27 protein-coding genes are annotated in these 21093 nt (G+C 36.0%); 18 read left to right on the forward strand and 9 right to left on the reverse strand.

Going from position 1 to position 21093, the window contains the following annotated elements:
* The first annotated feature begins 26 nt into the window (after positions 1 to 26).
* The gene (locus C406_RS0110230; RefSeq protein WP_017380525.1) at positions 27 to 1166 is read left to right on the forward strand and encodes a zinc-dependent alcohol dehydrogenase; all 1140 of its coding nucleotides are present in this window, start codon (positions 27 to 29) and stop codon (positions 1164 to 1166) included.
* Positions 1167 to 1431: 265 nt separating this feature from the next.
* Here C406_RS0110230 and C406_RS0110240 read toward each other — a convergent pair whose 3' ends face one another.
* Together C406_RS0110240 and C406_RS0110245 are read right to left on the reverse strand one after the other, a co-directional pair.
* Positions 1432 to 2235: a cytochrome c oxidase assembly protein gene (locus tag C406_RS0110240; RefSeq protein ID WP_017380527.1), complete on the reverse strand. Its 804-nt coding sequence runs from the start codon at positions 2233 to 2235 to the stop codon at positions 1432 to 1434.
* Positions 2228 to 2743: a DUF2243 domain-containing protein gene (locus C406_RS0110245; RefSeq protein ID WP_017380528.1), complete on the reverse strand. Its 516-nt coding sequence runs from the start codon at positions 2741 to 2743 to the stop codon at positions 2228 to 2230. Before C406_RS0110245 ends, C406_RS0110240 begins: the two co-directional genes overlap by 8 nt.
* Positions 2744 to 3167: 424 nt before the next feature.
* On the opposite strand from C406_RS0110245, the gene C406_RS20735 reads away from it, so the two are divergent.
* From C406_RS20735 to C406_RS0110260, 4 genes are all read left to right on the forward strand, one after another.
* Positions 3168 to 3323, forward strand: a complete 156-nt coding sequence (locus C406_RS20735; protein ID WP_192812597.1) for a hypothetical protein — start codon at positions 3168 to 3170, stop codon at positions 3321 to 3323.
* A gap of 180 nt (positions 3324 to 3503) precedes the next feature.
* The gene (locus C406_RS0110250) at positions 3504 to 3944 is read left to right on the forward strand and encodes an OsmC family protein (RefSeq protein ID WP_017380529.1); all 441 of its coding nucleotides are present in this window, start codon (positions 3504 to 3506) and stop codon (positions 3942 to 3944) included.
* A gap of 254 nt (positions 3945 to 4198) precedes the next feature.
* The gene (lspA, locus tag C406_RS0110255) at positions 4199 to 4672 is read left to right on the forward strand and encodes a signal peptidase II (RefSeq protein ID WP_017380530.1); all 474 of its coding nucleotides are present in this window, start codon (positions 4199 to 4201) and stop codon (positions 4670 to 4672) included.
* A 198-nt stretch (positions 4673 to 4870) separates the two neighbouring features.
* Positions 4871 to 5512 (forward strand): GDSL-type esterase/lipase family protein, encoded by a 642-nt coding sequence (locus tag C406_RS0110260; protein WP_017380531.1) that lies wholly within the window; start codon positions 4871 to 4873, stop codon positions 5510 to 5512.
* A 100-nt stretch (positions 5513 to 5612) separates the two neighbouring features.
* Here the strand turns inward: C406_RS0110260 and shc are convergent, their stop codons facing one another.
* Together shc and C406_RS20180 are read right to left on the reverse strand one after the other, a co-directional pair.
* Positions 5613 to 7517, reverse strand: coding sequence for a squalene--hopene cyclase (gene shc, locus C406_RS0110265; protein ID WP_017380532.1), 1905 nt, complete (start codon positions 7515 to 7517; stop codon positions 5613 to 5615).
* Positions 7518 to 7899: 382 nt separating this feature from the next.
* Positions 7900 to 8013, reverse strand: a complete 114-nt coding sequence (locus tag C406_RS20180; protein WP_017380533.1) for a YjcZ family sporulation protein — start codon at positions 8011 to 8013, stop codon at positions 7900 to 7902.
* Between the two features lie 242 nt (positions 8014 to 8255).
* Between C406_RS20180 and C406_RS0110275 the strand changes: the two genes are divergently transcribed.
* Positions 8256 to 8960, forward strand: coding sequence for a class I SAM-dependent methyltransferase (locus tag C406_RS0110275; RefSeq protein ID WP_017380534.1), 705 nt, complete (start codon positions 8256 to 8258; stop codon positions 8958 to 8960).
* Positions 8961 to 9129: 169 nt separating this feature from the next.
* The gene (locus C406_RS0110280; protein ID WP_017380535.1) at positions 9130 to 9570 is read left to right on the forward strand and encodes a hypothetical protein; all 441 of its coding nucleotides are present in this window, start codon (positions 9130 to 9132) and stop codon (positions 9568 to 9570) included.
* Positions 9571 to 9664: 94 nt separating this feature from the next.
* Here C406_RS0110280 and C406_RS0110285 read toward each other — a convergent pair whose 3' ends face one another.
* Positions 9665 to 10345, reverse strand: coding sequence for a Crp/Fnr family transcriptional regulator (locus tag C406_RS0110285; protein WP_017380536.1), 681 nt, complete (start codon positions 10343 to 10345; stop codon positions 9665 to 9667).
* Positions 10346 to 10367: 22 nt separating this feature from the next.
* Between C406_RS0110285 and C406_RS0110290 the strand changes: the two genes are divergently transcribed.
* The 3 genes from C406_RS0110290 (at position 10368) to C406_RS0110300 (ending at position 11632) form a co-directional block, all read left to right on the forward strand.
* Positions 10368 to 10598 (forward strand): glutaredoxin domain-containing protein, encoded by a 231-nt coding sequence (locus tag C406_RS0110290; protein WP_237740541.1) that lies wholly within the window; start codon positions 10368 to 10370, stop codon positions 10596 to 10598.
* A gap of 145 nt (positions 10599 to 10743) precedes the next feature.
* Positions 10744 to 11067, forward strand: coding sequence for a thioredoxin family protein (locus C406_RS0110295; protein ID WP_017380538.1), 324 nt, complete (start codon positions 10744 to 10746; stop codon positions 11065 to 11067).
* Between the two features lie 58 nt (positions 11068 to 11125).
* Positions 11126 to 11632 (forward strand): peroxiredoxin family protein, encoded by a 507-nt coding sequence (locus tag C406_RS0110300; RefSeq protein ID WP_017380539.1) that lies wholly within the window; start codon positions 11126 to 11128, stop codon positions 11630 to 11632.
* Positions 11633 to 11752: 120 nt separating this feature from the next.
* Here the strand turns inward: C406_RS0110300 and C406_RS0110305 are convergent, their stop codons facing one another.
* Positions 11753 to 12718: an arsenic resistance protein gene (locus C406_RS0110305; RefSeq protein ID WP_017380540.1), complete on the reverse strand. Its 966-nt coding sequence runs from the start codon at positions 12716 to 12718 to the stop codon at positions 11753 to 11755.
* A 165-nt stretch (positions 12719 to 12883) separates the two neighbouring features.
* On the opposite strand from C406_RS0110305, the gene C406_RS0110310 reads away from it, so the two are divergent.
* From C406_RS0110310 to C406_RS0110330, 5 genes are all read left to right on the forward strand, one after another.
* The gene (locus C406_RS0110310; RefSeq protein WP_017380541.1) at positions 12884 to 13678 is read left to right on the forward strand and encodes a fumarylacetoacetate hydrolase family protein; all 795 of its coding nucleotides are present in this window, start codon (positions 12884 to 12886) and stop codon (positions 13676 to 13678) included.
* Complete coding sequence (locus C406_RS0110315) at positions 13675 to 14436, forward strand: fumarylacetoacetate hydrolase family protein (protein WP_017380542.1); 762 nt, start codon at positions 13675 to 13677, stop codon at positions 14434 to 14436. The genes C406_RS0110310 and C406_RS0110315 overlap by 4 nt, the downstream gene beginning before the upstream one ends.
* Positions 14411 to 14821 carry a 5-carboxymethyl-2-hydroxymuconate Delta-isomerase gene (locus C406_RS0110320; protein WP_017380543.1) on the forward strand — a complete coding sequence of 137 codons (411 nt, stop codon included), beginning with the start codon at positions 14411 to 14413 and terminating at the stop codon, positions 14819 to 14821. The genes C406_RS0110315 and C406_RS0110320 overlap by 26 nt, the downstream gene beginning before the upstream one ends.
* Before the next feature lie 86 nt (positions 14822 to 14907).
* Complete coding sequence (locus tag C406_RS0110325; RefSeq protein ID WP_017380544.1) at positions 14908 to 15567, forward strand: GntR family transcriptional regulator; 660 nt, start codon at positions 14908 to 14910, stop codon at positions 15565 to 15567.
* Positions 15568 to 15675: 108 nt separating this feature from the next.
* Entirely contained in the window at positions 15676 to 16068 is a 393-nt protein-coding gene (locus C406_RS0110330) for a DUF4181 domain-containing protein (RefSeq protein ID WP_017380545.1), read from the forward strand.
* 389 nt (positions 16069 to 16457) lie between these two features.
* Here the strand turns inward: C406_RS0110330 and C406_RS0110335 are convergent, their stop codons facing one another.
* The gene (locus tag C406_RS0110335) at positions 16458 to 16847 is read right to left on the reverse strand and encodes a hypothetical protein (RefSeq protein ID WP_017380546.1); all 390 of its coding nucleotides are present in this window, start codon (positions 16845 to 16847) and stop codon (positions 16458 to 16460) included.
* Positions 16848 to 17439: 592 nt separating this feature from the next.
* Positions 17440 to 17679, reverse strand: coding sequence for a hypothetical protein (locus C406_RS0110340; RefSeq protein ID WP_017380547.1), 240 nt, complete (start codon positions 17677 to 17679; stop codon positions 17440 to 17442).
* Positions 17680 to 17886: 207 nt separating this feature from the next.
* On the opposite strand from C406_RS0110340, the gene C406_RS0110345 reads away from it, so the two are divergent.
* Positions 17887 to 18216: a DUF3889 domain-containing protein gene (locus C406_RS0110345; RefSeq protein WP_017380548.1), complete on the forward strand. Its 330-nt coding sequence runs from the start codon at positions 17887 to 17889 to the stop codon at positions 18214 to 18216.
* 142 nt (positions 18217 to 18358) lie between these two features.
* On the opposite strand, the gene C406_RS0110350 is transcribed toward C406_RS0110345, so the two are convergent.
* Positions 18359 to 18880, reverse strand: coding sequence for a GNAT family N-acetyltransferase (locus C406_RS0110350; RefSeq protein ID WP_017380549.1), 522 nt, complete (start codon positions 18878 to 18880; stop codon positions 18359 to 18361).
* A 211-nt stretch (positions 18881 to 19091) separates the two neighbouring features.
* On the opposite strand from C406_RS0110350, the gene tnpA reads away from it, so the two are divergent.
* Together tnpA and tnpB are read left to right on the forward strand one after the other, a co-directional pair.
* Positions 19092 to 19493 (forward strand): IS200/IS605 family transposase, encoded by a 402-nt coding sequence (tnpA, locus tag C406_RS0110355; RefSeq protein ID WP_026045665.1) that lies wholly within the window; start codon positions 19092 to 19094, stop codon positions 19491 to 19493.
* A gap of 5 nt (positions 19494 to 19498) precedes the next feature.
* Positions 19499 to 20650: an IS200/IS605 family element RNA-guided endonuclease TnpB gene (gene tnpB, locus C406_RS0110360; protein ID WP_017380550.1), complete on the forward strand. Its 1152-nt coding sequence runs from the start codon at positions 19499 to 19501 to the stop codon at positions 20648 to 20650.
* Positions 20651 to 21093: the final 443 nt, after the last annotated feature.

Consider the following 21093-nt stretch of genomic DNA (forward strand, 5'->3'; position numbering starts at 1 on the left):
ACTGAAAAATTATGAGGTGAACTACTATGAAAGCAGTAACATTCCAAGGTGCAAAAGATGTAAAAGTAAAAGAAGTTCCAGATGCAAAACTCGAAAAACGGGACGATATAATAGTCCGTATCACCTCAACTGCGATTTGTGGAACTGACCTCCATATTTATAGAGGATCCATGCCCACAAAAAAAGATTATGTCATTGGTCACGAGCCAATGGGTATTGTAGAGGAAGTTGGTCCCGAAGTTACGAAAGTGAAAAAAGGAGACCGTGTCGTTCTTCCATTTAACGTCTCATGTGGTTCTTGTTTCTATTGTAAAAATGCAATGGAAAGCCAATGTGATAACTCAAATGATAATCCAGAAGTTGATTCCGGTGGTTATTTCGGATTAACAGAAAGATATGGAGATTATGCAGGGGGCCAAGCAGAATATTTGCGGGTACCTTATGGAAACTTTATGCCCTTTGTCATTCCTCCCTCGTGTGAATTGGAAGATGAATCTCTTCTTTTCCTATCCGATATCCTTCCGACTGCTTACTGGAGTGTAGAAAACTCTGGTTTGAAGCCGGGAGACACGGTAGCGGTATTAGGATCAGGTCCAGTTGGATTATTAGTTCAAAAGTTCGCTTGGATGAAAGGTGCAAAACGAGTTATCGTAGTTGATCATCTTCCTTATAGACTAAAGCATGCGATTAAAATGAATAAAGTTGAAGCATTTAACTTTGATGAATACGATGATATGGGTGCTCATATAAAAGAATTAACTAACGGTGGTGTGGACGTGGTCATCGACTGTGTTGGCATGGACGGCAAATTAAATGCACTGGAGAAAGTTGGACAAAAACTGAAACTCCAAGGCGGGACATTAAATGCGATTGACATCGGGTTAAATTCAGTTCGTAAATTTGGGACCATCCAACTGACCGGTGTATATGGTTCGATGTACAATATGTTCCCACTAGGGTATATTTTTGAGCGCAATGTGACGTTGAAAATGGGCCAAGCACCAGTTATTAACTACATGCCCTTATTATTTGATAAAATCACAAAAGGCGAATTAGATCCCACTGAAATTATTACGCATACAGTACCGTTGGACCAAGCAAGTAAAGCGTATCAAACATTTCATGACCATGAAGATGAAAGCATTAAGTTCATTTTGAAACCATAGTAAGAAAAACATCATTTCTTCGATAGTTAGTACTACTTTTCACTTGATTGAGCGGTTTTTCATTTGAATTGAAAACTTTTTCTTTGATTGCAGCAGCTTTTTTGTTTGACTGGGGCCACTTTAGTGCTGATTGAGGCAACTTTTGCTTTGACTGGGACAACTTTGGTGCTGACTGGGGCAACTTCTGCTCTGACTGGGGCAACTAACCAATTATCTCCTAATTAAAAACAACCTCTCCACCGCTGGAGGGGTTGTTTTGTTTTCACTATAAAGTAATCGGTTGTTTTGAAGGAGCACCTGACACTCGAGGTCGGGTAGCTTTGAACCATTGATAAAACAGGATAAAAATGAGCACAGCTTCAATGGCGTCTCCTCCGTAGTACATGATCATTCCACCTGTCTCAGCCTGTACAGTTGAAACCCCATTTGGCGGATGCGCATAAATGTACTTAGACAAGATCCCGTGTGTGGTTAAAGCAACTAGTAGTACGATTGCACGGAAGTAAAAGCTCGTTCGATGTGGTATCGGATCAATATAGATGATTGACATAGTGAAAAGGTAACCCGCGATGAATACATGGGCATGGATTAGTATATGTAGAAATATGTTTTGCTGCATCATCATGAATAAGTTTGTCGTATATAATAACCACAGCCCTCCAACATTAATGGTTAATGCGAAGACGGGGTGACTAAGTATACGTATTGGCCAACTTTTTAGTATACGATAAAGACGTCTTGCGTGAGTTACATGAAGCGTTCGCAGTATAAGCGTCATGGGGGCTGCAAAAACCAAAAAAAGTGGCGCAAGCATTCCAAGGAGTAAATGACTGACCATATGCGCGGTGAAATTATCGTACGCACGTTCTGCCAAGGGTCCGATGACTGCAGCGGTAGCACAAAGTATACCGAGAATCCAAAAAGCGATGCGATATATTGGCCACTGTTTTTTGTAGCGGCGTCCAGTTAATATAACAGCAAATACATAAAAACCTAATGCCATAACAAGAGGTAGAGCAAAGATAAATTGTGAAATTACTCCAGCGGTGTCATGACTGTGATTATTCATTTGTATCGGAGCCTTTCGTGCCTATTTGATAGGATGAGTTATTCACAAGAAGGAAGTAAGCAACTACAATCATCGCAAAGGCTGATAGGTTCCATATCACGTCATAGGGCATGATATTCACATTATATCGAATTTGATGTAACTCCATAAGCTTGTGCTGGATCGTTCCGTCATATAATTGAAATGTACCTCCCCCCAGAAACACGCCCCCCACCCATCTTTTAAGCCAAAAAGCATTCCGTCGATGAAGATCCGCTAACAAAAATGCAGATCCAATAGTGGCAAACCAACTGAACGCATGGAATAAACCATCAGAAACCAACCCTATATCCCTCGTGGACTTGTCATAAAAATGATGCCAATGAAGCAGTTGGTGAAACACTGTTTCATCTATAAAAGCGACAAAGCCAAGACCGAACAAAAACCCTCCTAAAAGATTGCGGCCTGACAATGCGGAACGATTAGCAAATTTTGCATCACTCTTTGATTTTTTAGGTTTGGTAGTCATAAAATTCTCCTTTGTGGCACATATGCAGTACTCTACTTCCCGCTCCAATTATCTAAAACTTAAAACGTTGAATTTAATCTAATAAACGATTATTTTCGTCCACAGACATCACTTTAGATGGTAACCCTTGATAAGAAAATATATACATTTTCAAATTCATATATTGTATAGAGTAGACAATCAGAGACAGGATTAAACGGTTAATAATCAAATAATCCTTCACTATGAAATTAAATAAGATGCTTATTTATATAAGAGGTGCTCTTGTGAGTTGCAAAAGCTTAATCTACTTTCAAGCGTATTTTGCAACTTTAAATTGGCATAGCAATAAATCATAATATTTCTTTTAAATTCCAAGAAAAGTGCTTAATTTTAATACTAACTTTGAGATTTTTATGGACTATTTTCACTATACAGAAGTAGAATGTCCCATTATGAAGCTCTAGATCAGCTCATTCAAAATGAGAATACACAGTTTGATCCAATCCTTTCATCTAAGTTTGTTAAAATTTTTACTCATGATGACTCTATTAGCGAGATTAATAACGGAGAATTTTTATCAAAGAAAATAGCTACATAAAAATAGACATCTCAAAATGAGATGTCTATTTTTATTTTTAGTTTCTAATTGTAATCTAATCCTTCTACTACACGATATTTGTTAAAAGCATTGTGGTTCATCTTATGTAAGCTAGCTAACGTTCTTATTCGAAAGAATCGGTTATGGTTATCTTGTACTCAATTAAAGGAGGAAATAACATTGACTAATATGATGAAGTTTCAAGTAACAGGAACATCAAACAAGATGAAATCAGAACTTAATATAAATAAACATGCACTTACGATTGACGAGCCAGCAAATATGGGCGGAACGGATCTAGGACCTGATCCTATATCCAATCTTCTTGCTTCACTTGCTGGTTGTGAAAATGTGATTGCAAATCTGGTCGCAAAAGAAATAAAGTTCAATCTTCAAGGAATTGAATTTGATATGAAAGGTGAATTAGATCCAAGAGGTCTAATGGGTCAAGCAGACGTACAACCTTTTTTTAATCACGTCTCTGTTTACGCAAAAGTAAAAACAGACGAAACTCAACAACGCGTTGATGAACTAAAAGAAATAGTAGATGCTAGATGCCCAGTATTCACAATGTTTAAAGCTGCTGGAATTCCAATTGAAGCCACTTGGGTAAAAGCATAATATAAAGATGGGAACTAGATTGTATTATCAGTACAAATCTTACACTATCTAATCTCTTTAAAAAGAAGTCGACTACGATCGACTTCTTTTTATTTATCGAATTGTAAGATTGATTACTTTTACTTCTTTATATCCTATATGGAAAATTCAATTTGAATCGAGACTCGTTCTTGGATGGGTCATGAAGATCAGTTGGATTTTTTGACTTACGAGACGCTTATAGTTTGAAATCACAGGATGGGACACTGGATAAAATGAAGCCTATTTTTACGCTTTTCACTCTTTTTTTCTTTTTGATTGATGTTAGTACAAAACGTTTGTTCGAGCATAAATTATCTATTAATGAAACAATTATAGTAATACCTGAATGGTTACAATGGAAATTAATTCATAATTCAGGAATGAGTTTTGGTCTTGGAGCTGGACATACTACATTCATTATTATTTTGCAGGTGCTAGTTATTGGGTTAGTAATCTACTTGAAGTGGACGTATAAACCAACTTCATTTATCGAAAAACTAAGCTTCTCGCTAATAATTGCTGGGGGTTTAGGGAATCTTTATGACCGAATTTTATTGGGTTATGTCATCGACTTCATCTCATTTCGATGGTGGCCAGCAATTTTCAATATCGCTGATATAGAAATTCGTTTAGGAATGCTTCTATTAATTGTCTCCATTATAAAAAGAAACCCGAATAAAACAAGCAAGACAATCAAAGTCGTTTAAGCATTCTTTATTCCATTGTAATATCAATGTCCGCACACAATTCTATTTTTAAAGACGATTTTCTCTTAACTTAGAGTTCATCGTCTTTTTTTGACTCTATTGTGTTGCAATATGAAAAGTTTATTACATACTGGCACATCAAGAAAACTTTATGAATAAATATAAGGTGACTATTAATCTAAAGGAGTGGGAAATCTAATGACGTTTTCATATGTCGCTTTAGGGGATTCATTGTCCGTAGGAATAGGTTCTTCGTTATTTGCACCGGGGTTTGTTCAAAGATATAAAAGATATATTGAAGGTGAGCTTGAACAACAAATTTCTTTACTTGTATTCGCTCGCCCAGGATTTGAGACAGGAGATGTATTAAAAGAACTTGAAAATGATTATATTCAGAAAAATATTAAAGAGTCAGAAATACTCACTATTACTGCCGGAGGGAATGACTTAATAAACGCCACTAGAAAATTCCAATATGAAGGCGATGAAAATGTATTTTTGGAAGCACTAGCTGCTTGTCAAACCAATTATTCAAATATGTTGAGAAAAATAAATGACATAAAAAAAGATTGTGACCATCATTTTATAATCAGAATCCCGAACCTTTACAACCCCTTCCCGGATTTTCCGTTAGCTACTAAATGGGTGTCGAAATTTAATCTTCATATCAAAAAGTCCGAAAAATATTCACGTGTAAGGGTGGCTGATATTTATAACGCTTTCTTTTCTCATGAACAGGAATACTTATCTTTTGATAGAGTCCATCCAAATGATAGGGGTTATGAGGTTATAGCGAAGTCCATTAAAAACTTGGGTATTGATAGTCTACGTAAAAATTAAATTTAATTTGGAATGTAAAAGAGCCAACTAAGGCTCTTTCTGAGATTGTCCCTCAAATATTCAATATGATAAGGTAATATTCAATTTGATTTATGGATTTTTACGTATGGATATCATTTGTGAATTTTTTTTGATAATGCGCAAGTGCAAGGAGAGGAAAAATATATCGATAGCTATGATAATGAATATAGAAACTACCAGCCATTCCCTGGCCTTTTGGATAAGCTGTTGTCCAATCAACTTTATCATTATTTTCTAAAATATAATTGATACCTCTTACTATTTCCGGAGTAACTTTTTCTTCTGCTGCAATCAACGCATCCAATGCCCAGGCGGTATGAGTTAATGTACTGGACCCTAATGGAACGTAGGTTTTCATTTTATCGCTTTTGCAAGACTCTCCCCAACCTCCATCTGGATTTTGGATATCACGTAGCCATTTGAGTGATTTTAGAATGGAAGGATGGTCCTGTGATAATCCTGCTGCAACAAGTCCTGTTATCGCAGCCCAGGAGCCATAAATGTAACATATACCCCATCTGCCATACCACGATCCATTCGGTTCTTGATGATCCAATAACCAATTTACACCTAACTTTATAGAGTCATGGCTCTTCTTTAAGTTAGTAAAGTTCCCGAAAAACTCCAATGTTCTTCCTGTTAAATCTGCACTCGATGGATCTGCAAGTAAATATTCAGCATCTTCAATTGGAATCATAGACAGAATGCTCTTATTTACACCTTTTTCGAATGATGGCCATCCTCCATCATCATTTTGCATTGAAAATACCCACTTGATTCCTCTGTCCCAAGACGTATGAACGTTGGTATTTATATTGACTGTTTTACAGATAGCCCTTAAGGATGCAGTAGTATCATCAATATCTGGGTTCATTGTATTGATATTTGAGAACCCCCATCCCCCTGGAAGACTCTGTGGACTATGTATGACCCAGTCCCCAAATTTATAATGCTGTCGTGTTAATAAAAATCGATTTGCTTTTTTAATTACAGGATCTAATTCTGAGACGCCCGCTTCTTGCATGGCATAACTAATTAAAGCTGTATTCCATATCGTTGGTGTAGTGAATTGCATATGCGTCTTGCCGTCAACTTGACATTTCATTGATTTTAATCCGTTTATCGCATGAATGACCGCGGGATCGTCTTTCTTATATCCAAGGGAAAGCAAAGAGAAAATTAGCAAAAATGTCGAACTAAAATAACTGTATAAGGTTCCATCCGGTTCAATTCGTTCCAGCATATACTGTTTTGTCTTATCTACAGCAAGTTCCTGAATTTGCTTTGGTAAACCTATTAGGTCCTCCACTTTTCTTTGAATCGATGAAAGAAAAGGGCTCCATTCTTTTAAAAGAATCCTTGTTACATATTCTTCGTCCCACTGTGTGTGTTTTGACATATATAAATCTGAAATATTTGGACTTTTATTTGTTTTTATTGTGTATTTCTTATCAGTGAGAATCATGAGTGGTGCGAGATTCGCCCTTCCAAAGACAGAGAAGTCAAAAAAGTTTAACGGAAATGACAATGGTAGTAAAACAAATTCTATGGGCATAGTGAACATTTTTGACCACGGAATTTGTCCAGTTACTGCTAGCATAATTTTTGTTAGCGAACTACTTTTGTCTATTCCGCCATTTGATAAAATAAACTGTCTTGCAGCTTGCATTCGCACTTCCTTGTCAGAACAATAGCCGGAATATAGAAGGGCGTAATATGCTTCGATCGTGGCAGAAACATTACCATCTTCATCATAAAACAATTTCCAAGCTCCACTGTCTTCTTGTTTGCTTAAAATTCGATCAACTAGCTCCTTTATTAATTCTTCTTCATCATCAATAGTTAATGAACGCAATAAAATAATCATATAGGCATCGGTTGTAATACCTGTTTCAAAAGGATAATTCCAAGTTCCTACTTCAGATTGATCTTTCTTCAAGATACTTACAATACGCTTAATTTCGTCTGACGGGGTATTGCTCACAAATTTCTTCCTTCCTATAGCATTAATTCAATATAGCTAAACATATTCGTTTAGCTTATAAAAAATGCGAGGAATCGTCTTGTGTCTGAAAATGATGCACCCGTTTTTCTAGAATTATGTATTCGGAAGCCGATAAAAAAGCATATGTAATTACTTGAGTAATCAAAAGAAATGAGCAACTTTCACAGCTATTACCATCCTTGTTTTCTGTTAATATAATTGAAATTAATATACTCATTTCACTATTTATAAAGTAAATGATAGATATTTCAAACTCCAGTTAAATAGTTATTTGATATATTTTCACATTCTGATTTTGCTAATAGCAATTAATTAGTAAAAAATGGTAGGACCATTACAGGGTCCTACCATTTTTTACTGTCTAATAACCTACACCGCCACGACCAGGGCTAACAAAAGTAGCTCCGACAATGATTAGCAGGATAAACAATACAACAATCAATGCAAAGGCTGATCCACCACCATATCCAGACATCTTATTCCCCCCTTTCCTGTTACTCATACTAGAATATGAACATTATTAGATAATGATAGGGCTATAAACCTTCCATATACATAAAAAGATAATTGTTATCTATTTTTATTCAAACAAAGTACTCATATTACTACAACTGAGCCAACTGACATAACTTATAAAATACACTTTGCTGTTACACATCTGAATTGCTAGCATATTATAGTTTTCAGAGGAAAAACACTAACAATAGGAGAATGAGAATGTTAAATAAATATTTAGATTTTTTGGCTTATTTTGGAATAGGAGGAGCACATCCTGGTGGTTTTGCTCTTACTCAATCCATCATGGAAGATGAAATCATTCAACCATTTGAATCTGTGTTAGATATTGGTTGTGGAACTGGTCAGACAGCAGCTTTCTTAGCTCAAAGGTTTGAGTGTCAAGTTACTGGGATAGATAATCACCCAATTATGTTAGAAAAAGCTAGAGAGCGATTTAAAAATATGGAATCCCGAGTCAAAATAATTGAAGGAGATGCACAAGATTTGAATCTAGCGGATAATTCCTTCGATTTTATTATTGCTGAATCTATTATCGCTTTTACTGATATTTCTAAAACGATAGCTGAACTAGCAAGAGTATTAAAAAGTGACGGAAGTTTGATCATGATTGAAATGACTGCAGAACAATTGTCCGACGAATTACAAAGAAAAGTTCTTAGACTTTACGGGATCAATGAAATTTTAAATGAAAAAGATTGGATATTGAAGCTTCAACAAGCTGGATTTACTAAAATTGAAGTAATTAATGCCCCAGTAGATCTGATTCCATCTGAAATTAACGATATTAATCAGTCCGAAAACATAAATTTTGATTTTTATGATTTATGGGATGAGCATAATAATTTTATTGATCAACATCCTCAACTCATTGGTTTTCGTGCGTTTAGGTGCTACTTAACTTAATTCACAAGTAATAGACTCTAGACAAAGTAATGTGATGTGAGAATTAATACAAACTAAAAGAAGCCAATCTAATGATTGGCTTCTTTTTTATATGCTTTCAGAATTGTTAGATAGCTAACTTTATATAATGGCAAATTGTTTTAAACTATAAAAAAAAGGAGTGATAGCAATGGTAGTTGTTAAACAAGAATTGATGTCAAGTTATTCTAAGGTTGTAAAAGCTTCATTAATCGCCAGTTCAGTAGCTGGGGTGGTATTAGGATTATTTATGCAGATGAGGGGCATGATACTGACAATTTCCTCGATGGCAGGCAGTGAAAGTATGGTAATTGGTTGGTCCATGCATATGATGATTAGCTGGATTTTTGGACTTGGATTTGGAGCAATGACTCTTCTATCTAAGCGTTATTATGTAGTTGGTGCTCTTCATGGTGTCATAATTTGGGTAATGGGTCCCCTACTTATCATGCCAATGATGATGGGCATGGGATCAATGCTAGGAGAAATGTTTGCAGGGGCTCAGCTAATGAGTTTAGTTACCCACTTAGGATTCTCACTCATTATGGCTGCCGTATTTAGTCGTCTCGTCCATAAACCTACTAAAGCCTGAGTACCAACCTTTGCAAGTCTATGGGGGGTTCTTTCCTCAATAAACTTGCAAAGGTTTTTTAATTTTTGTTAATCACTTTTTCACAATGCTGTAATTAATCAGCAATGATTTTTTTTATTTCATCTACTTTAATTGAATACCCGAGGATCGTTTTCTTTAGTAATCCTTCTTTTTTCAACTTGCTCATTAGAAGAGAAATCGACTCGCGAGAGGATCCCACCATTGTGGCAATATCTTCATGGGTGAATTTCATTTTGATGGTTTGCCATTCTTTTTCTCGTTGCCCGCTTTTTTCACTCATTTTTAATAACAGAAAAAGTGTGCGATACCGGATATCTCCGAGTGCGATTTTTTCACTAAGGTCATACGTATCCTTCAATCGATTTGATAGAATTTGAATCAGTTTAATCGAAACGTCAGGCGTTGTTCTAATAAAATCTTCAAATTTCCCTTTATCCATTGTGCATAAATAACAGTCGGTCATCGCCTCTGCATAGGTTTGCTGATCTGTTAACATAAAAGATTCAGTTTCACCAAAAACATTGCCGTCTACTAATATATCCGTAGTAAATTGCTTGCCTTGTGAATTCATACGATATAGACGAACTTGCCCTTTTTTAAGGAAAAATAGCACATCTAGAGGCTGCTCAGGAATTAGAATTTGTGTACCTTTTTTCACTGGCGTCATTGTACTGCTTTTATCAATCAATTTTATATCCTTCATTGGCAACTCTTCAAAAAGATTAATATGCGAAAGGAGTGTCAGTTTATCCATGGTTATCAGTCCCTCTTCTCTCTTGAATGAGCATTCTTCTAAACAGTTATTATTTATTGTTCCAGGATGCACAAGATGTGATCAAGTAAAAAGTAAATTAAAAGAGTCCGGCATTCCTTTTGAAACGGTTAATATTTTCGAGCATCGGCAGTTGTTAAAGCATGTACCAATAAATATAAAAAGACAAGGTTTTCCACTTTTAAAAATTCAGCAAGACTATTATACCTACAACGAAATAATAAATTTAGAGTAGTCTTAAGAATGATAATATGAACAAACAATCAAATTGAACAAGTATAACTATATAGAATCAATCTGTTAGTAAAAGTAATCCATCTTACATCTATTTTTATTTTAGTTTGTTATGTTTTTAGTATTACGGCAAAGGAGGGTTAATTATGTTTGAAAAAATTTCATCAGTCGAACAGTTTGAAAAAATAATAGGGCATGACAAACCTGTAGTAGTAAAGTTTTATGCAGACTGGTGTCCTGACTGCAAACGTATGGATGTATTTATGGGAGAAGTAATGGAAGGTTTTAATGAGATTCCATCTTATTCAATTGATAAAGATCAATTTGAAGAGATTTCAAACAAAAATGATGTGATGGGAATTCCTAGTCTCCTTGTTTATCAAAACAATCAAAAGCTTGGACATCTTCACAGTGCCAATGCTAAAACACCTGAAGAAGTAACTACATTTCTTCAACCATTTTTTTCTTAAGCTTATCGTCAAGAAAAACAATAATACTCACTAAATATACGTATAAGAGGAGATTTTTATGAATTCATTAAAATTAGGAACTCAAGCACCATTATTTAATCTACCAGAAGCAAACGGTGGAAGTTATTCACTTGAACAAGATTTGATAGATCGTAAAGGCTGGAGATTCATCTTATTTTTCCGTGGTACTTGGTGTTCAGTTTGTAAGGTTGATTTGTCGGAGATTGAAGAAAGTAAATCTTATTTTGACGGAAAAAATGTTCATTTCACAGCCATTTCAACTGATACTCAGCAAGATTCTAAGTCGTTTAAAGAGGAGCTCAATTTATCTTTTCCAATCCTTTCTGATGCGCCTATAGATTTGTTAAATCAATATGGGGTTTTCCACCATGGTGAAGATGCCCCTTATGAAGATCATGGAACACATGGTGAAGCTGCTTATTTCTTACTCGATGAAAAAGGCAATATTCTATATCAACAAAAACAGACCAGCCCATTTGGTCGACCAAATGCCAAAGAACTACGCAAAGTTGTCACTTACATTAAGAAAAACTTGAAAGATTAACAAGGTTTGAAAAGAGCTTGTAAAAAAGTGCCATCTGCAAAATATGCAGATGGCATTTTTTCATTTAACAACAAATTAATTGTGGAGCCTTTTCAAACATTTATGCATTTTAAGAATCAATTATTTTTGGCGTAATAGAAGTTTGGGTACTAGCCGAATGTAAATCAATTCCCCTGCGAGTTCAACGATGGTCTGCGTTACGATAACGGCCGCTACTAATGTGCTCAAGTTATCCGGCAAGGCTAACGCTAGAGGCAGAACTACGAGCGAGTTACGTGTTGAGCCACTAAAAATTAATGCCCGACCTGAACCGACATCAAGCTTAAACCACTTGGCAATAAACATAGAAATAATAGGCATGATCACCATAAAGGCAATATAGATAGGAATAACTGTAATAATCAGGTCCATGTAGCTTGATAATTTACTAATTTGAGATGAAACGACAACAAAAAGTGTAAGAGCCATGAAAGGAACAGGTAGCCATGACGTTAAATTCATTATTTTTTTCCCATTAGAGGATTTCTTTTCGTACAACTGTACGACCATCGCCACTAGTAACGGGATAACAATAAGTCCTAAAAACGCTTCAAAGAATGGACCTGGGTCTACTATTTTTGCTGCTTCAATTCCCATAAACAGCCATAAATAAAGAGGTAATAAGAACATTTGTGTAATGAATAGAATCGGTGTTGAAACAAGAATTATCTTTTCATTTCCACGGCCTAGAGCTGTAAAAACAATTACATAATCAATACAAGGAGTCAGTAACACTAAATAGACTCCAAGCAATAATGGAGAATAATCAGGTAATAATTTTGATAAAAGCCACACCACAATAGGTACTGCTATATAGTTAACCGTTAATAAAGCCCCGATAAAACGACGATTAGCAAACGACTTTTTTAAAGATGTAAATGGAATTTGCGCAAACATACTAAACATTAAAACTGCAATGACAACAGAAATGGTTACATCTAATTGACCTCCCAAATCAGGAAACAGTAATCCAGTTGCTGCGGCTATTATTAGGACAATAACATATAGCCAAACTTGATTATTTTCAAGTTGTTCTCTACTAATCATGAAAAGTTATACCCCTTTTAGTGCATTTGTCAATTCTACTTAACTGTATACTTTGTGAAATTAGAAATCAAAAAAATTACAGTTAAATGTTATTGGAATTTTGCGGAACTTAAAATCATATATGATATAATATTTAATAACATATATATATTAGGAGGGATACACTTGTTTAAAGCACAATATAAGCTTCAAGGTCGCCTAATTACAGAAGAAGCCACAGTCGATGTTTATAACTCGACCGTACAAATTTACAACTCTACTCTTCATCCTGACCAGTTAAAATGGGACGCTCCTGTATCCGGCACCGTTTATGGCACGTTACTAAACTATAAGGGAACACTTGCTGCACTCGGAGATTCAGTCAACGAATCCCCTTACAAGGCACCACCTAAAGCACCTATTCTTTATATAAAACCAGCAAACACAGTTATAGGATATGGGACAGCTATTCCACTTCCCGCTTCCATTGAACAACTAGAAATAGGTGCAACACTCGGTATTGTCATTGGTCAAACGGCGACAAATGTGAAAAAAGAACATGCATTGGATTATGTAGTTGGCTACACTATTGCCAACGATGTGACAGTCCCTCATGAAAGTCTCTTCAGACCGGCAGTCAAACATCGTGCTAGGGATGGTTTTTGTCCAATTGGTCCTTGGGTACTTGAGAAAGCTGCTATAACAAATCCAGATAATCTTTCTCTTCGCGTGTATATAAATGGTGAATTAGTCCAAGAAAATACTACGTCTAACCTAATTCGTGGTATCAGTGAACTTATTGCGGACGTAACAGAATTTATGACGTTATACGCTGGCGATGTTCTCTTAGTAGGTGTTCCAGAAAATCCCCCACTCGCTAAGGCGGGAGACAAAATTCGCATTGAAATTGACCAAGTAGGATTTTTAGAAAATGTAATCGTTCCAGAAAACGAAATTTTTTCAGGGGGTGATGTTCAGTGAAACGAGCTAGAGTTTCCTTTGCCGGTGCTATCCACGAAGCTGTTGAAAAAAATGACATGGTTCAATTAACAGATGGACGAATTGTCAGAGAAGATGAGGTCGTGTGGTTACCTCCTGTGCAACCTCGTACTGTTTTTACATTAGGCCTTAACTATGCGGATCATGCAAGTGAACTTGAATTTAAAGCACCAACTGAGCCACTATTATTCTTAAAAGGACCCAATACCTTTGTTGGTCATCGTGCGGAGTCAAGACGACCAGTTGATGCAACCTATATGCATTATGAATGTGAATTAGCTGTTGTCATCGGTAAGACGGCAAGAAATGTGAAACGACAAGATGCGTATGACTATATTGCTGGTTACACTGTAGCCAACGACTATGCCATTCGTGATTATTTAGAAAACTATTATCGTCCTAATCTGCGCGTAAAAAACCGCGATACATGTACACCCATAGGACCGTGGCTTGTTGATGCGCATGATATTGTTGATCCGATGAATTTACCCCTGCGTACTTACGTGAATGGGGAACTAATTCAACAAGGTTCAACAAAGGATATGATCTTTGATATCCCTTTCCTAATTGAATACTTAAGTGAATTTATGACGTTGAGCAAAAACGATATTATTTTAACAGGTACGCCAAAAGGGCTTGCTGATGTGCAAATCGGGGATGAAGTCATTACAGAAATTGAAGGTGTTGGTCGATTAGTTAACACGATTGTTGGTGATGACGTATTCCAGAGGAGGAGTTAAAATTCCACATATCATCGTTGAATATACGGATAACTTAAAAGAGGAAACAAATATTTCGCAGTTATTAAAATCACTAAACGAGGTTCTCATTGCTAGGTCTCCCACTTTTCCCATAGGAGGAATCCGATCAAGAGCGATTGAACTTCAACATTACTGTGTTGCCGATGGGTCACAGGATGATGCTTTTGTTCATGTCACTTTGAAGATTGGTGCTGGACGTTCTGTTGAAGTGAAACAAGAAACGTCTCAAGCGATGTTTGATGTTATTACTACTCATTTTTCCGAAGTGTTTAACAGACGCTCATTAGCCCTCTCATTGGAGCTTGTTGAATTTAGTGAAGCAGGCACTTTCAAGAAAAACAATATCCATAAACGGTTTAAATAGAATTTTGATGAGAGCTTACCAGTTTGCAAGGTAGGCTCTCATTTATTTTCGTTGAAATCATATATAAAATCATATATATTTGAGATATGAAAAATACAAAAAAGATTAATAAACGTCAACATGCATATGAAGTCATTCGATCGAGAATTTTAGATGGAACGTACGCCCCTGGTCAGCGACTCATCATAGATCAAATTGCCAAAGAGGTTGGTTCAAGTCCTATACCAGTGCGTGAAGCGATTCATCAACTGGAATCCGACCAACTAATTGAATATAAGGCGAATACCGGTGCCGTAGTCCTTTCCTTGAATGAGGAGGTCTATAAGGAAACTTTAGAGGTTCTGGCAGTACTAGAAGGCTATACAACCTTATTAAGTGTCTCTTATTTAACTGAAAGTGCTTTTGAAGAACTTGAATTTAAAAATATGGGGATGAAGAAGGCACTTGAAGATTTTGATTTAGAGGTCTTTAGTGAGTTGAATCGTGAATTCCACGCAATTATCTATTCCTATTGCCCAAATCAAATGATCGTAAAAAATATGGAGCAAATACGTGATCGCTTAAAAAACGTACGAAAAACAGGTTTTCTCCTTTATCCAAAACGTGCCCCACAGTCAGTTAAGGAACATGATATCCTCATTGACATGCTTAGACGAAAAACACCGTCAACCGAGATTGAGAACTTCGCTAGGCAGCATAAATTAAATACGTTAAAGGCTTTTAATCAGAAAGAGGGTTTAACTTAAGACACTGGCTTTAATCGACTTTTGCGTATTTCTTGTTTTAATTATTGTTAATTACAAGGGATACAAAAGATAATTAGTGATTGAAGTTCCGTTTAAAGGGGGTATTTTATGTTTTTGGTATATTTTGTATTGATCACATTTATTGTAACTACAGTAGTTAAGCACTTTTTAAGAAAAATCCTCAATATTGAAAAAGAGAAAAAGGAGTTTTTTTCTTATAACCACATAAACAAATTGCATGGGAAAATTGATTGGGTTATAAGGATTTCTTCTATGCTTATGATCATTATTATTTCTTCCTTGTCAATATATCAGCAATATCCGTTAAGCTTCTTTCTAATTGCAATGATCATTTACATTGGAATAGATTATGGAGTAAGGGCATTTTTTGAGTGGAAATATTCTCAGAACCCCAAACAATCTATCCTAACTATTAGCGAAATGATTGTTTTGATGATTTCCATATTAACTATTATGCAATTTAACTTATTTAGTTCATGACCATAACCTTATATACAGCGTGCTACCATTCTTAGTTGTTGGAGCTTTATTCCGCAACGCATGCTGTTTATTCGGCTTCGACCATGTTTTATTCCGCGTCATCTGCATTTTATTCCGCTACGATCACGTTTTAATCGGCTTCACACGAGTTTTATTCCGCTTCGCCCAATTTATCCCACAAAAACGACTATCGCTTAAGCCCTTTTCGCTGCGCTTTGATGAATTAAAGACTGTTTAAGCCACTATATTTTCTTAAAGATCCGAATTGATTTTTTCGTAGTTGTGAGAGCTTTATTCCGCTACATTCTTTGGCATACAATTGGTACAAGAAAATGTTCACATACAATAATTGGTGTAAGAAGGAAATTCCTATATTAATTACCTTCCATTTAGTTGGATAAGGCCTTATTTATTAAGACCAATTTTTCTGATTGTCCGTTCCAAGTTATTTCTACTTCTATTTCTTCATCCTTCTGGATAATTGCACAGCCTTCACACGAACTCCGTCCAGCATTGGCTACCCCTTCTTCTAATAAAATACCCGTACCTTCTGAACTTCCTGAAAGTGTTTTTATAGTATAATTAATTTTTTCAGGAGCCTGACCTTCTCCTACATACTTAATAGTGCCATTAGCGTCTTGAGTGTCACCATTAGATACATTAACAATATAAAACACATTCCAGTTTTCGTTTTTACCTGCAAAATCAAATCTGTTATCTTCTGCACATCCACTTAACAGTATTAGAGAAAATAATAGTAAAAAAAAAGATTTTTTCATTAAAATCACCCCTTATTGGTTTTTCATCATTGAATAAATCAAAAATATAGTACATTTTTAAAGAATCTAAATATAACGCTACTGTAATATTACCATATTTTAGAGTTAATCCCTTTAATTATTAGAATATTCATAAACTTAAATTATACTTGAAGCAGGATTCCCATTCCAGAAATTGGAGTAATATAAATAGAATTGCACTGTGAATTGCAGTCCGATTTTTTTGATTTATTCTTAGTTTAGATAGGTTTAATTCGCTTCGCTCTGATGAATTAAAGACTGTTTAAGCCACTATATTTTCTTAAAGATCGAGATTGGATTTTCTTCGTAGTAGCGAGAGGTTTATTCCGCTTCGCATGCTGTTTATTCGGCTTCGACCACGTTTTATTCCGCTTCACATGTATTTTATTCCGCTACAATCACGTTTTAATCGGTTTCACACGAGTTTTATTCCGCTTCGCCCAATTTATCCCACAAAAAAGACTATCGCTTAAGCCCTTTTCGCGTCGCTCTAACAGTAAAAACCTTTGGTACAACACAAAAAACACCAATCCAAATTGGAAGGATGTTTTAATTCATTATTATTGTAAACCTACTTCATATCAAACTTTTTCTCAATAAATGTGAAAACAAAAAATAGGACAATAGAAGATCCAATAACAAGTAGGGATGCATTGAAAACAAAATCAAAATCCATTTCCCTCACCCATCTAGATTCAATTCCAGCTTGGTCTAAGACTTCATATCTTATACCTTTATAATCCATTAGCAAAAAGGAGATAATCAACCCAATTATTGCTCCACTAATTAAGGAAAATGAAATTTTTTTCAAAAGCGTAATGCCTCCTAAAATTATTTCAAGTATTAAATGGGAAAAATCATACAGATGGACTTTAACCAACCAAAGATTTTACAAGGGTAGTTCATTATTTTATTTTTGGTTTAATAAAAAGTTTCCCACACATTAGAAAAAACGTACTTGATATAGAATGCTTTTACGCAAATTACTCATCCTATAGTAAAGGAGATGAGATTAATTATGCGAAAAATATTTATTGCACTTGGAATTTCTATTGCCATTATTTCAGCATCAACATATTTACCTACTATTGCTCATGTACAACAAGAAATTCCATCCTACGCTAAGTGGGGAGCGCTCGCTGTGAAAGAGACACAATCAAAATATCCTAATGCCAAAATTATTGACTACCTGCATGAAGGAAGCGAGTCTAAGGGGGATTCAACAATCGAAAAGTTTAAGCTTTGGTTAAAAGAGGGTGACAAGGAATTCGGCGTTTTTGTAAGAATTGAATATACTACCGAAACAGAAAAAGTGGTTACTATCAAGTTTGAAGAAACTTCTAGATAAGCCATTACAGTTTTTGTTTCCCTTGATTGCAGCGTCTCTCAACGAAACCCCTTCTTCAACCTGTCATCCGCATCTAGGTCAGTTTTTCTTGTTCGAATGCAGTTGTATATATGGAGAATATTTCTAACAAGAATTTTCCCTTTTATATATACTTCTCCATTCGAATATCAGTCCACATTTTATCTTGCCAAAATGTGAAACTGTCAATACTACCAATTTTCTTGTAACCCAACTTCTCATAGAGTTTCTGTGCCTGTTTGTTAAATTCAAATACACCTAATTCAACACGTTTGAGCCCCTGCTTCTTAATCTGTTCCTCCAAATATTGAATTGCTACATAACCAATACCTTTTCCCCGTCCTTCAGACTCACCAATTGTGATTCCTATCCAGGCGGTCCCATACTCTTTTTTGTAGAGATGGCTCGGATCGATCATATAATTCATTTCACCTATCAACTGGTCATCGAGATATATTAGGTAGATGTGATGGTTTTCCAGGCGTTTTGTTAAATCATCAAGATTTATTTTATTTCGAAATTCCAATTCTGATTGGTTCCTGTTAGGGCGAGTCAATGGAATTAAAGTTGAGTCATTTTCCCAACGATTAAACACCTCTACAAGGCTTGTGGTGGGTTCAGTTAATTTTATAAAATGAGTAGTCATTGTGCTCTCCTCTCTAATTTTCATTTATGCCTTCAGCCGAGAACACTCTTGACTTTAGTCGTGAGATGAATCGGCTTCGGTCAATGTGTGTCTTGGACACGTCAATTCAGCGACATATGTTGAAATTAAAAATGACTATAACCCTTATTTTAAAGGATATAAATAGAAAAAACACTTCACATATGTTAATATTAATTAGAGGTGATAGTGCATGTCAGAAGTAAAGCACGGCAGAGGGTATGTCTATGCCATCCAATATCACATAGTTTGGTGCGTTAAATATCGTCACAAATTGTTGAGTGGCGATGTAGACAATCGTCTAAAAGAGATTCTACAACAAATTGCCACAGACAACGATTTCACTTTAGCTGAAATTGAGAGTGATGTGGACCACATACATCTCTTAGTCGATTGCACACCACAACATTCCATTCCGAGCATAATCAAAGCGTTGAAGGGTGTTTCAGCAAGACTAATCTTCAAAGAATTCCCACAACTCAAAAAGCAATTGTCGGGCGGTCATCTTTGGAATCCTTCCTATTTTGTGGCAACAGTCAGCGAACAAACAGAAGAACAAATACGACTCTATATCCAAAATCAGAAAGTGAGGTGAAGACAATGATTCGACACAAAGCGTATAAGTATTGCATGTACCCAAATCAAGAACAAGAAATTATGATTGCGAAAACTATCGGTTGCAGTCGATTTGTCTTTAACCACTTTTTGAATAAATGGAATACAGCCTTCAAAGAAACAGGCAAAGGATTGACCTACAATTCCTGTTCATCCCAATTGACCCAACTAAAAAAAGAAATCGACTGGCTCAAAGAAGTGGACAGTATCTCGCTTCAATCTGCGTTAAAGAACTTGGACGATTCATTCAAGCGCTTCTTCAAGAAACAGAACAAGTCACCACGCTTCAAGTCAAAGAAGAATCCCGCCCAATCGTACACCACAAAGCAGACGAACGGGAATATCGCTATTGCCGGGAATCAAGTGAAGCTCCCGAAGCTAGGACTTGTGAAGTTTGCCAAGAGTCAAGAAATCAACGGCAGAATCATCAGTGCTACGATTTCACGTAAAACTAGTGGAAAATACTTCGTATCATTACTAGCTGAGGTTGAAATTCAAGAATATCCAGAAACAGGATCTACTATTGGCGTCGACGTTGGGTTGAAGGACTTCGCCATCCTTTCTGATGGGACAGTCTACAAGAACCAGAAATACTTCCACATGATAGAAAAGAAACTAGGCAAAGAACAGCGGATTTTGTCACGAAAAATGCGACTCGCAATAAATCAAAAACAGAAGTTGTTTGAATGTAGAAATTATCAGAAGCAGAAAGTAAAAGTTGCCCGCATTCATGAGCGAATCACAAACAGTAGAATGGACTACTTGCATAAAATATCTACCGTGATTGTCAAAAACCACGACATTATCGGGATTGAAGATTTACAAGTGTCCAACATGCTCAAAAACCGCAACCTGTCAAAAGCCATTAGTGAAGTCAGTTGGTCAGCGTTCCGAACGATGCTCGAATACAAAGCGGAATGGTACGGCAAGAGAGTTGTTGTCGTCGCCAAAAACTATGCGTCCAGCCAACTATGCTCAACTTGTGGCCATCAACACAAAGCCGTTAAGAATCTCGCTTTGCGTGAATGGGATTGTCCGACATGTAATAGTCATCATGACAGAGATATTAACGCAGGAATCAATCTTCGAAACGAAGCAATTCGTATCTTAACCGCAGGGACTGCGGGGATAGCCTAATAAATTTCCGTCCGTTAGGTTGGATAACTTAGGAATCTCGTGATTTCAATCACGATTAGTTCAAAACATCTACTTTATCATTAACTTCATAGTTTATTCCGCTTCGTACACTGTTTATTCGGCTTCGATTACGTTTTATCCCGCTTCACACGTGGTTTATTCCACTTATCCCAATTTATTCTATAAAAACGACTATTACTTAAGCCCTTTTCGCTGCGCTTTGCTGAAATGCTACTATATTTTCTTATAGTAAAAAAAAAGCAGTGCAACCGTAATTGGTGCACTGCTTTTTTAGCGTTATTTGAGTCGCGGGAGGTTTATTAAGCTACGTATACTGTTTATTCGGCTACGATTACGTTTTAATCGGCTTCAAACGCGGTTTATTCCGCTTCGCCCAATTTATTCCACAAAAACTACTATTACTTAAGTCCTTTTCGCTGCGC

Source organism: Paenisporosarcina sp. TG-14 (genome assembly GCF_000297555.1).
GTDB classification, from domain to species: Bacteria; Bacillota; Bacilli; order Bacillales_A; family Planococcaceae; genus Paenisporosarcina; species Paenisporosarcina antarctica.

Excerpts from the sequence above, each read along its gene's own strand:
- C406_RS0110230 (WP_017380525.1), top strand. The coding sequence starts at position 27 with ATGAAAGCAGTAACATTCCAAGGTGCAAAAGATGTAAAAGTAAAAGAA.
- C406_RS0110240 (WP_017380527.1), bottom strand. The coding sequence starts at position 2,235 with ATGAATAATCACAGTCATGACACCGCTGGAGTAATTTCACAATTTATC.
- C406_RS0110245 (WP_017380528.1), bottom strand. The coding sequence starts at position 2,743 with ATGACTACCAAACCTAAAAAATCAAAGAGTGATGCAAAATTTGCTAAT.
- C406_RS20735 (WP_192812597.1), top strand. The coding sequence starts at position 3,168 with ATGTCCCATTATGAAGCTCTAGATCAGCTCATTCAAAATGAGAATACA.
- lspA (WP_017380530.1), top strand. The coding sequence starts at position 4,199 with ATGAAGCCTATTTTTACGCTTTTCACTCTTTTTTTCTTTTTGATTGAT.
- C406_RS0110260 (WP_017380531.1), top strand. The coding sequence starts at position 4,871 with ATGACGTTTTCATATGTCGCTTTAGGGGATTCATTGTCCGTAGGAATA.
- C406_RS20180 (WP_017380533.1), bottom strand. The coding sequence starts at position 8,013 with ATGTCTGGATATGGTGGTGGATCAGCCTTTGCATTGATTGTTGTATTG.
- C406_RS0110275 (WP_017380534.1), top strand. The coding sequence starts at position 8,256 with ATGTTAAATAAATATTTAGATTTTTTGGCTTATTTTGGAATAGGAGGA.
- C406_RS0110280 (WP_017380535.1), top strand. The coding sequence starts at position 9,130 with ATGGTAGTTGTTAAACAAGAATTGATGTCAAGTTATTCTAAGGTTGTA.
- C406_RS0110285 (WP_017380536.1), bottom strand. The coding sequence starts at position 10,345 with ATGGATAAACTGACACTCCTTTCGCATATTAATCTTTTTGAAGAGTTG.
- C406_RS0110295 (WP_017380538.1), top strand. The coding sequence starts at position 10,744 with ATGTTTGAAAAAATTTCATCAGTCGAACAGTTTGAAAAAATAATAGGG.
- C406_RS0110300 (WP_017380539.1), top strand. The coding sequence starts at position 11,126 with ATGAATTCATTAAAATTAGGAACTCAAGCACCATTATTTAATCTACCA.
- C406_RS0110305 (WP_017380540.1), bottom strand. The coding sequence starts at position 12,718 with ATGATTAGTAGAGAACAACTTGAAAATAATCAAGTTTGGCTATATGTT.
- C406_RS0110320 (WP_017380543.1), top strand. The coding sequence starts at position 14,411 with ATGACGTATTCCAGAGGAGGAGTTAAAATTCCACATATCATCGTTGAA.
- C406_RS0110325 (WP_017380544.1), top strand. The coding sequence starts at position 14,908 with ATGAAAAATACAAAAAAGATTAATAAACGTCAACATGCATATGAAGTC.
- C406_RS0110330 (WP_017380545.1), top strand. The coding sequence starts at position 15,676 with ATGTTTTTGGTATATTTTGTATTGATCACATTTATTGTAACTACAGTA.
- C406_RS0110335 (WP_017380546.1), bottom strand. The coding sequence starts at position 16,847 with ATGAAAAAATCTTTTTTTTTACTATTATTTTCTCTAATACTGTTAAGT.
- C406_RS0110345 (WP_017380548.1), top strand. The coding sequence starts at position 17,887 with ATGCGAAAAATATTTATTGCACTTGGAATTTCTATTGCCATTATTTCA.
- C406_RS0110350 (WP_017380549.1), bottom strand. The coding sequence starts at position 18,880 with ATGACTACTCATTTTATAAAATTAACTGAACCCACCACAAGCCTTGTA.
- tnpA (WP_026045665.1), top strand. The coding sequence starts at position 19,092 with ATGTCAGAAGTAAAGCACGGCAGAGGGTATGTCTATGCCATCCAATAT.
- tnpB (WP_017380550.1), top strand. The coding sequence starts at position 19,499 with ATGATTCGACACAAAGCGTATAAGTATTGCATGTACCCAAATCAAGAA.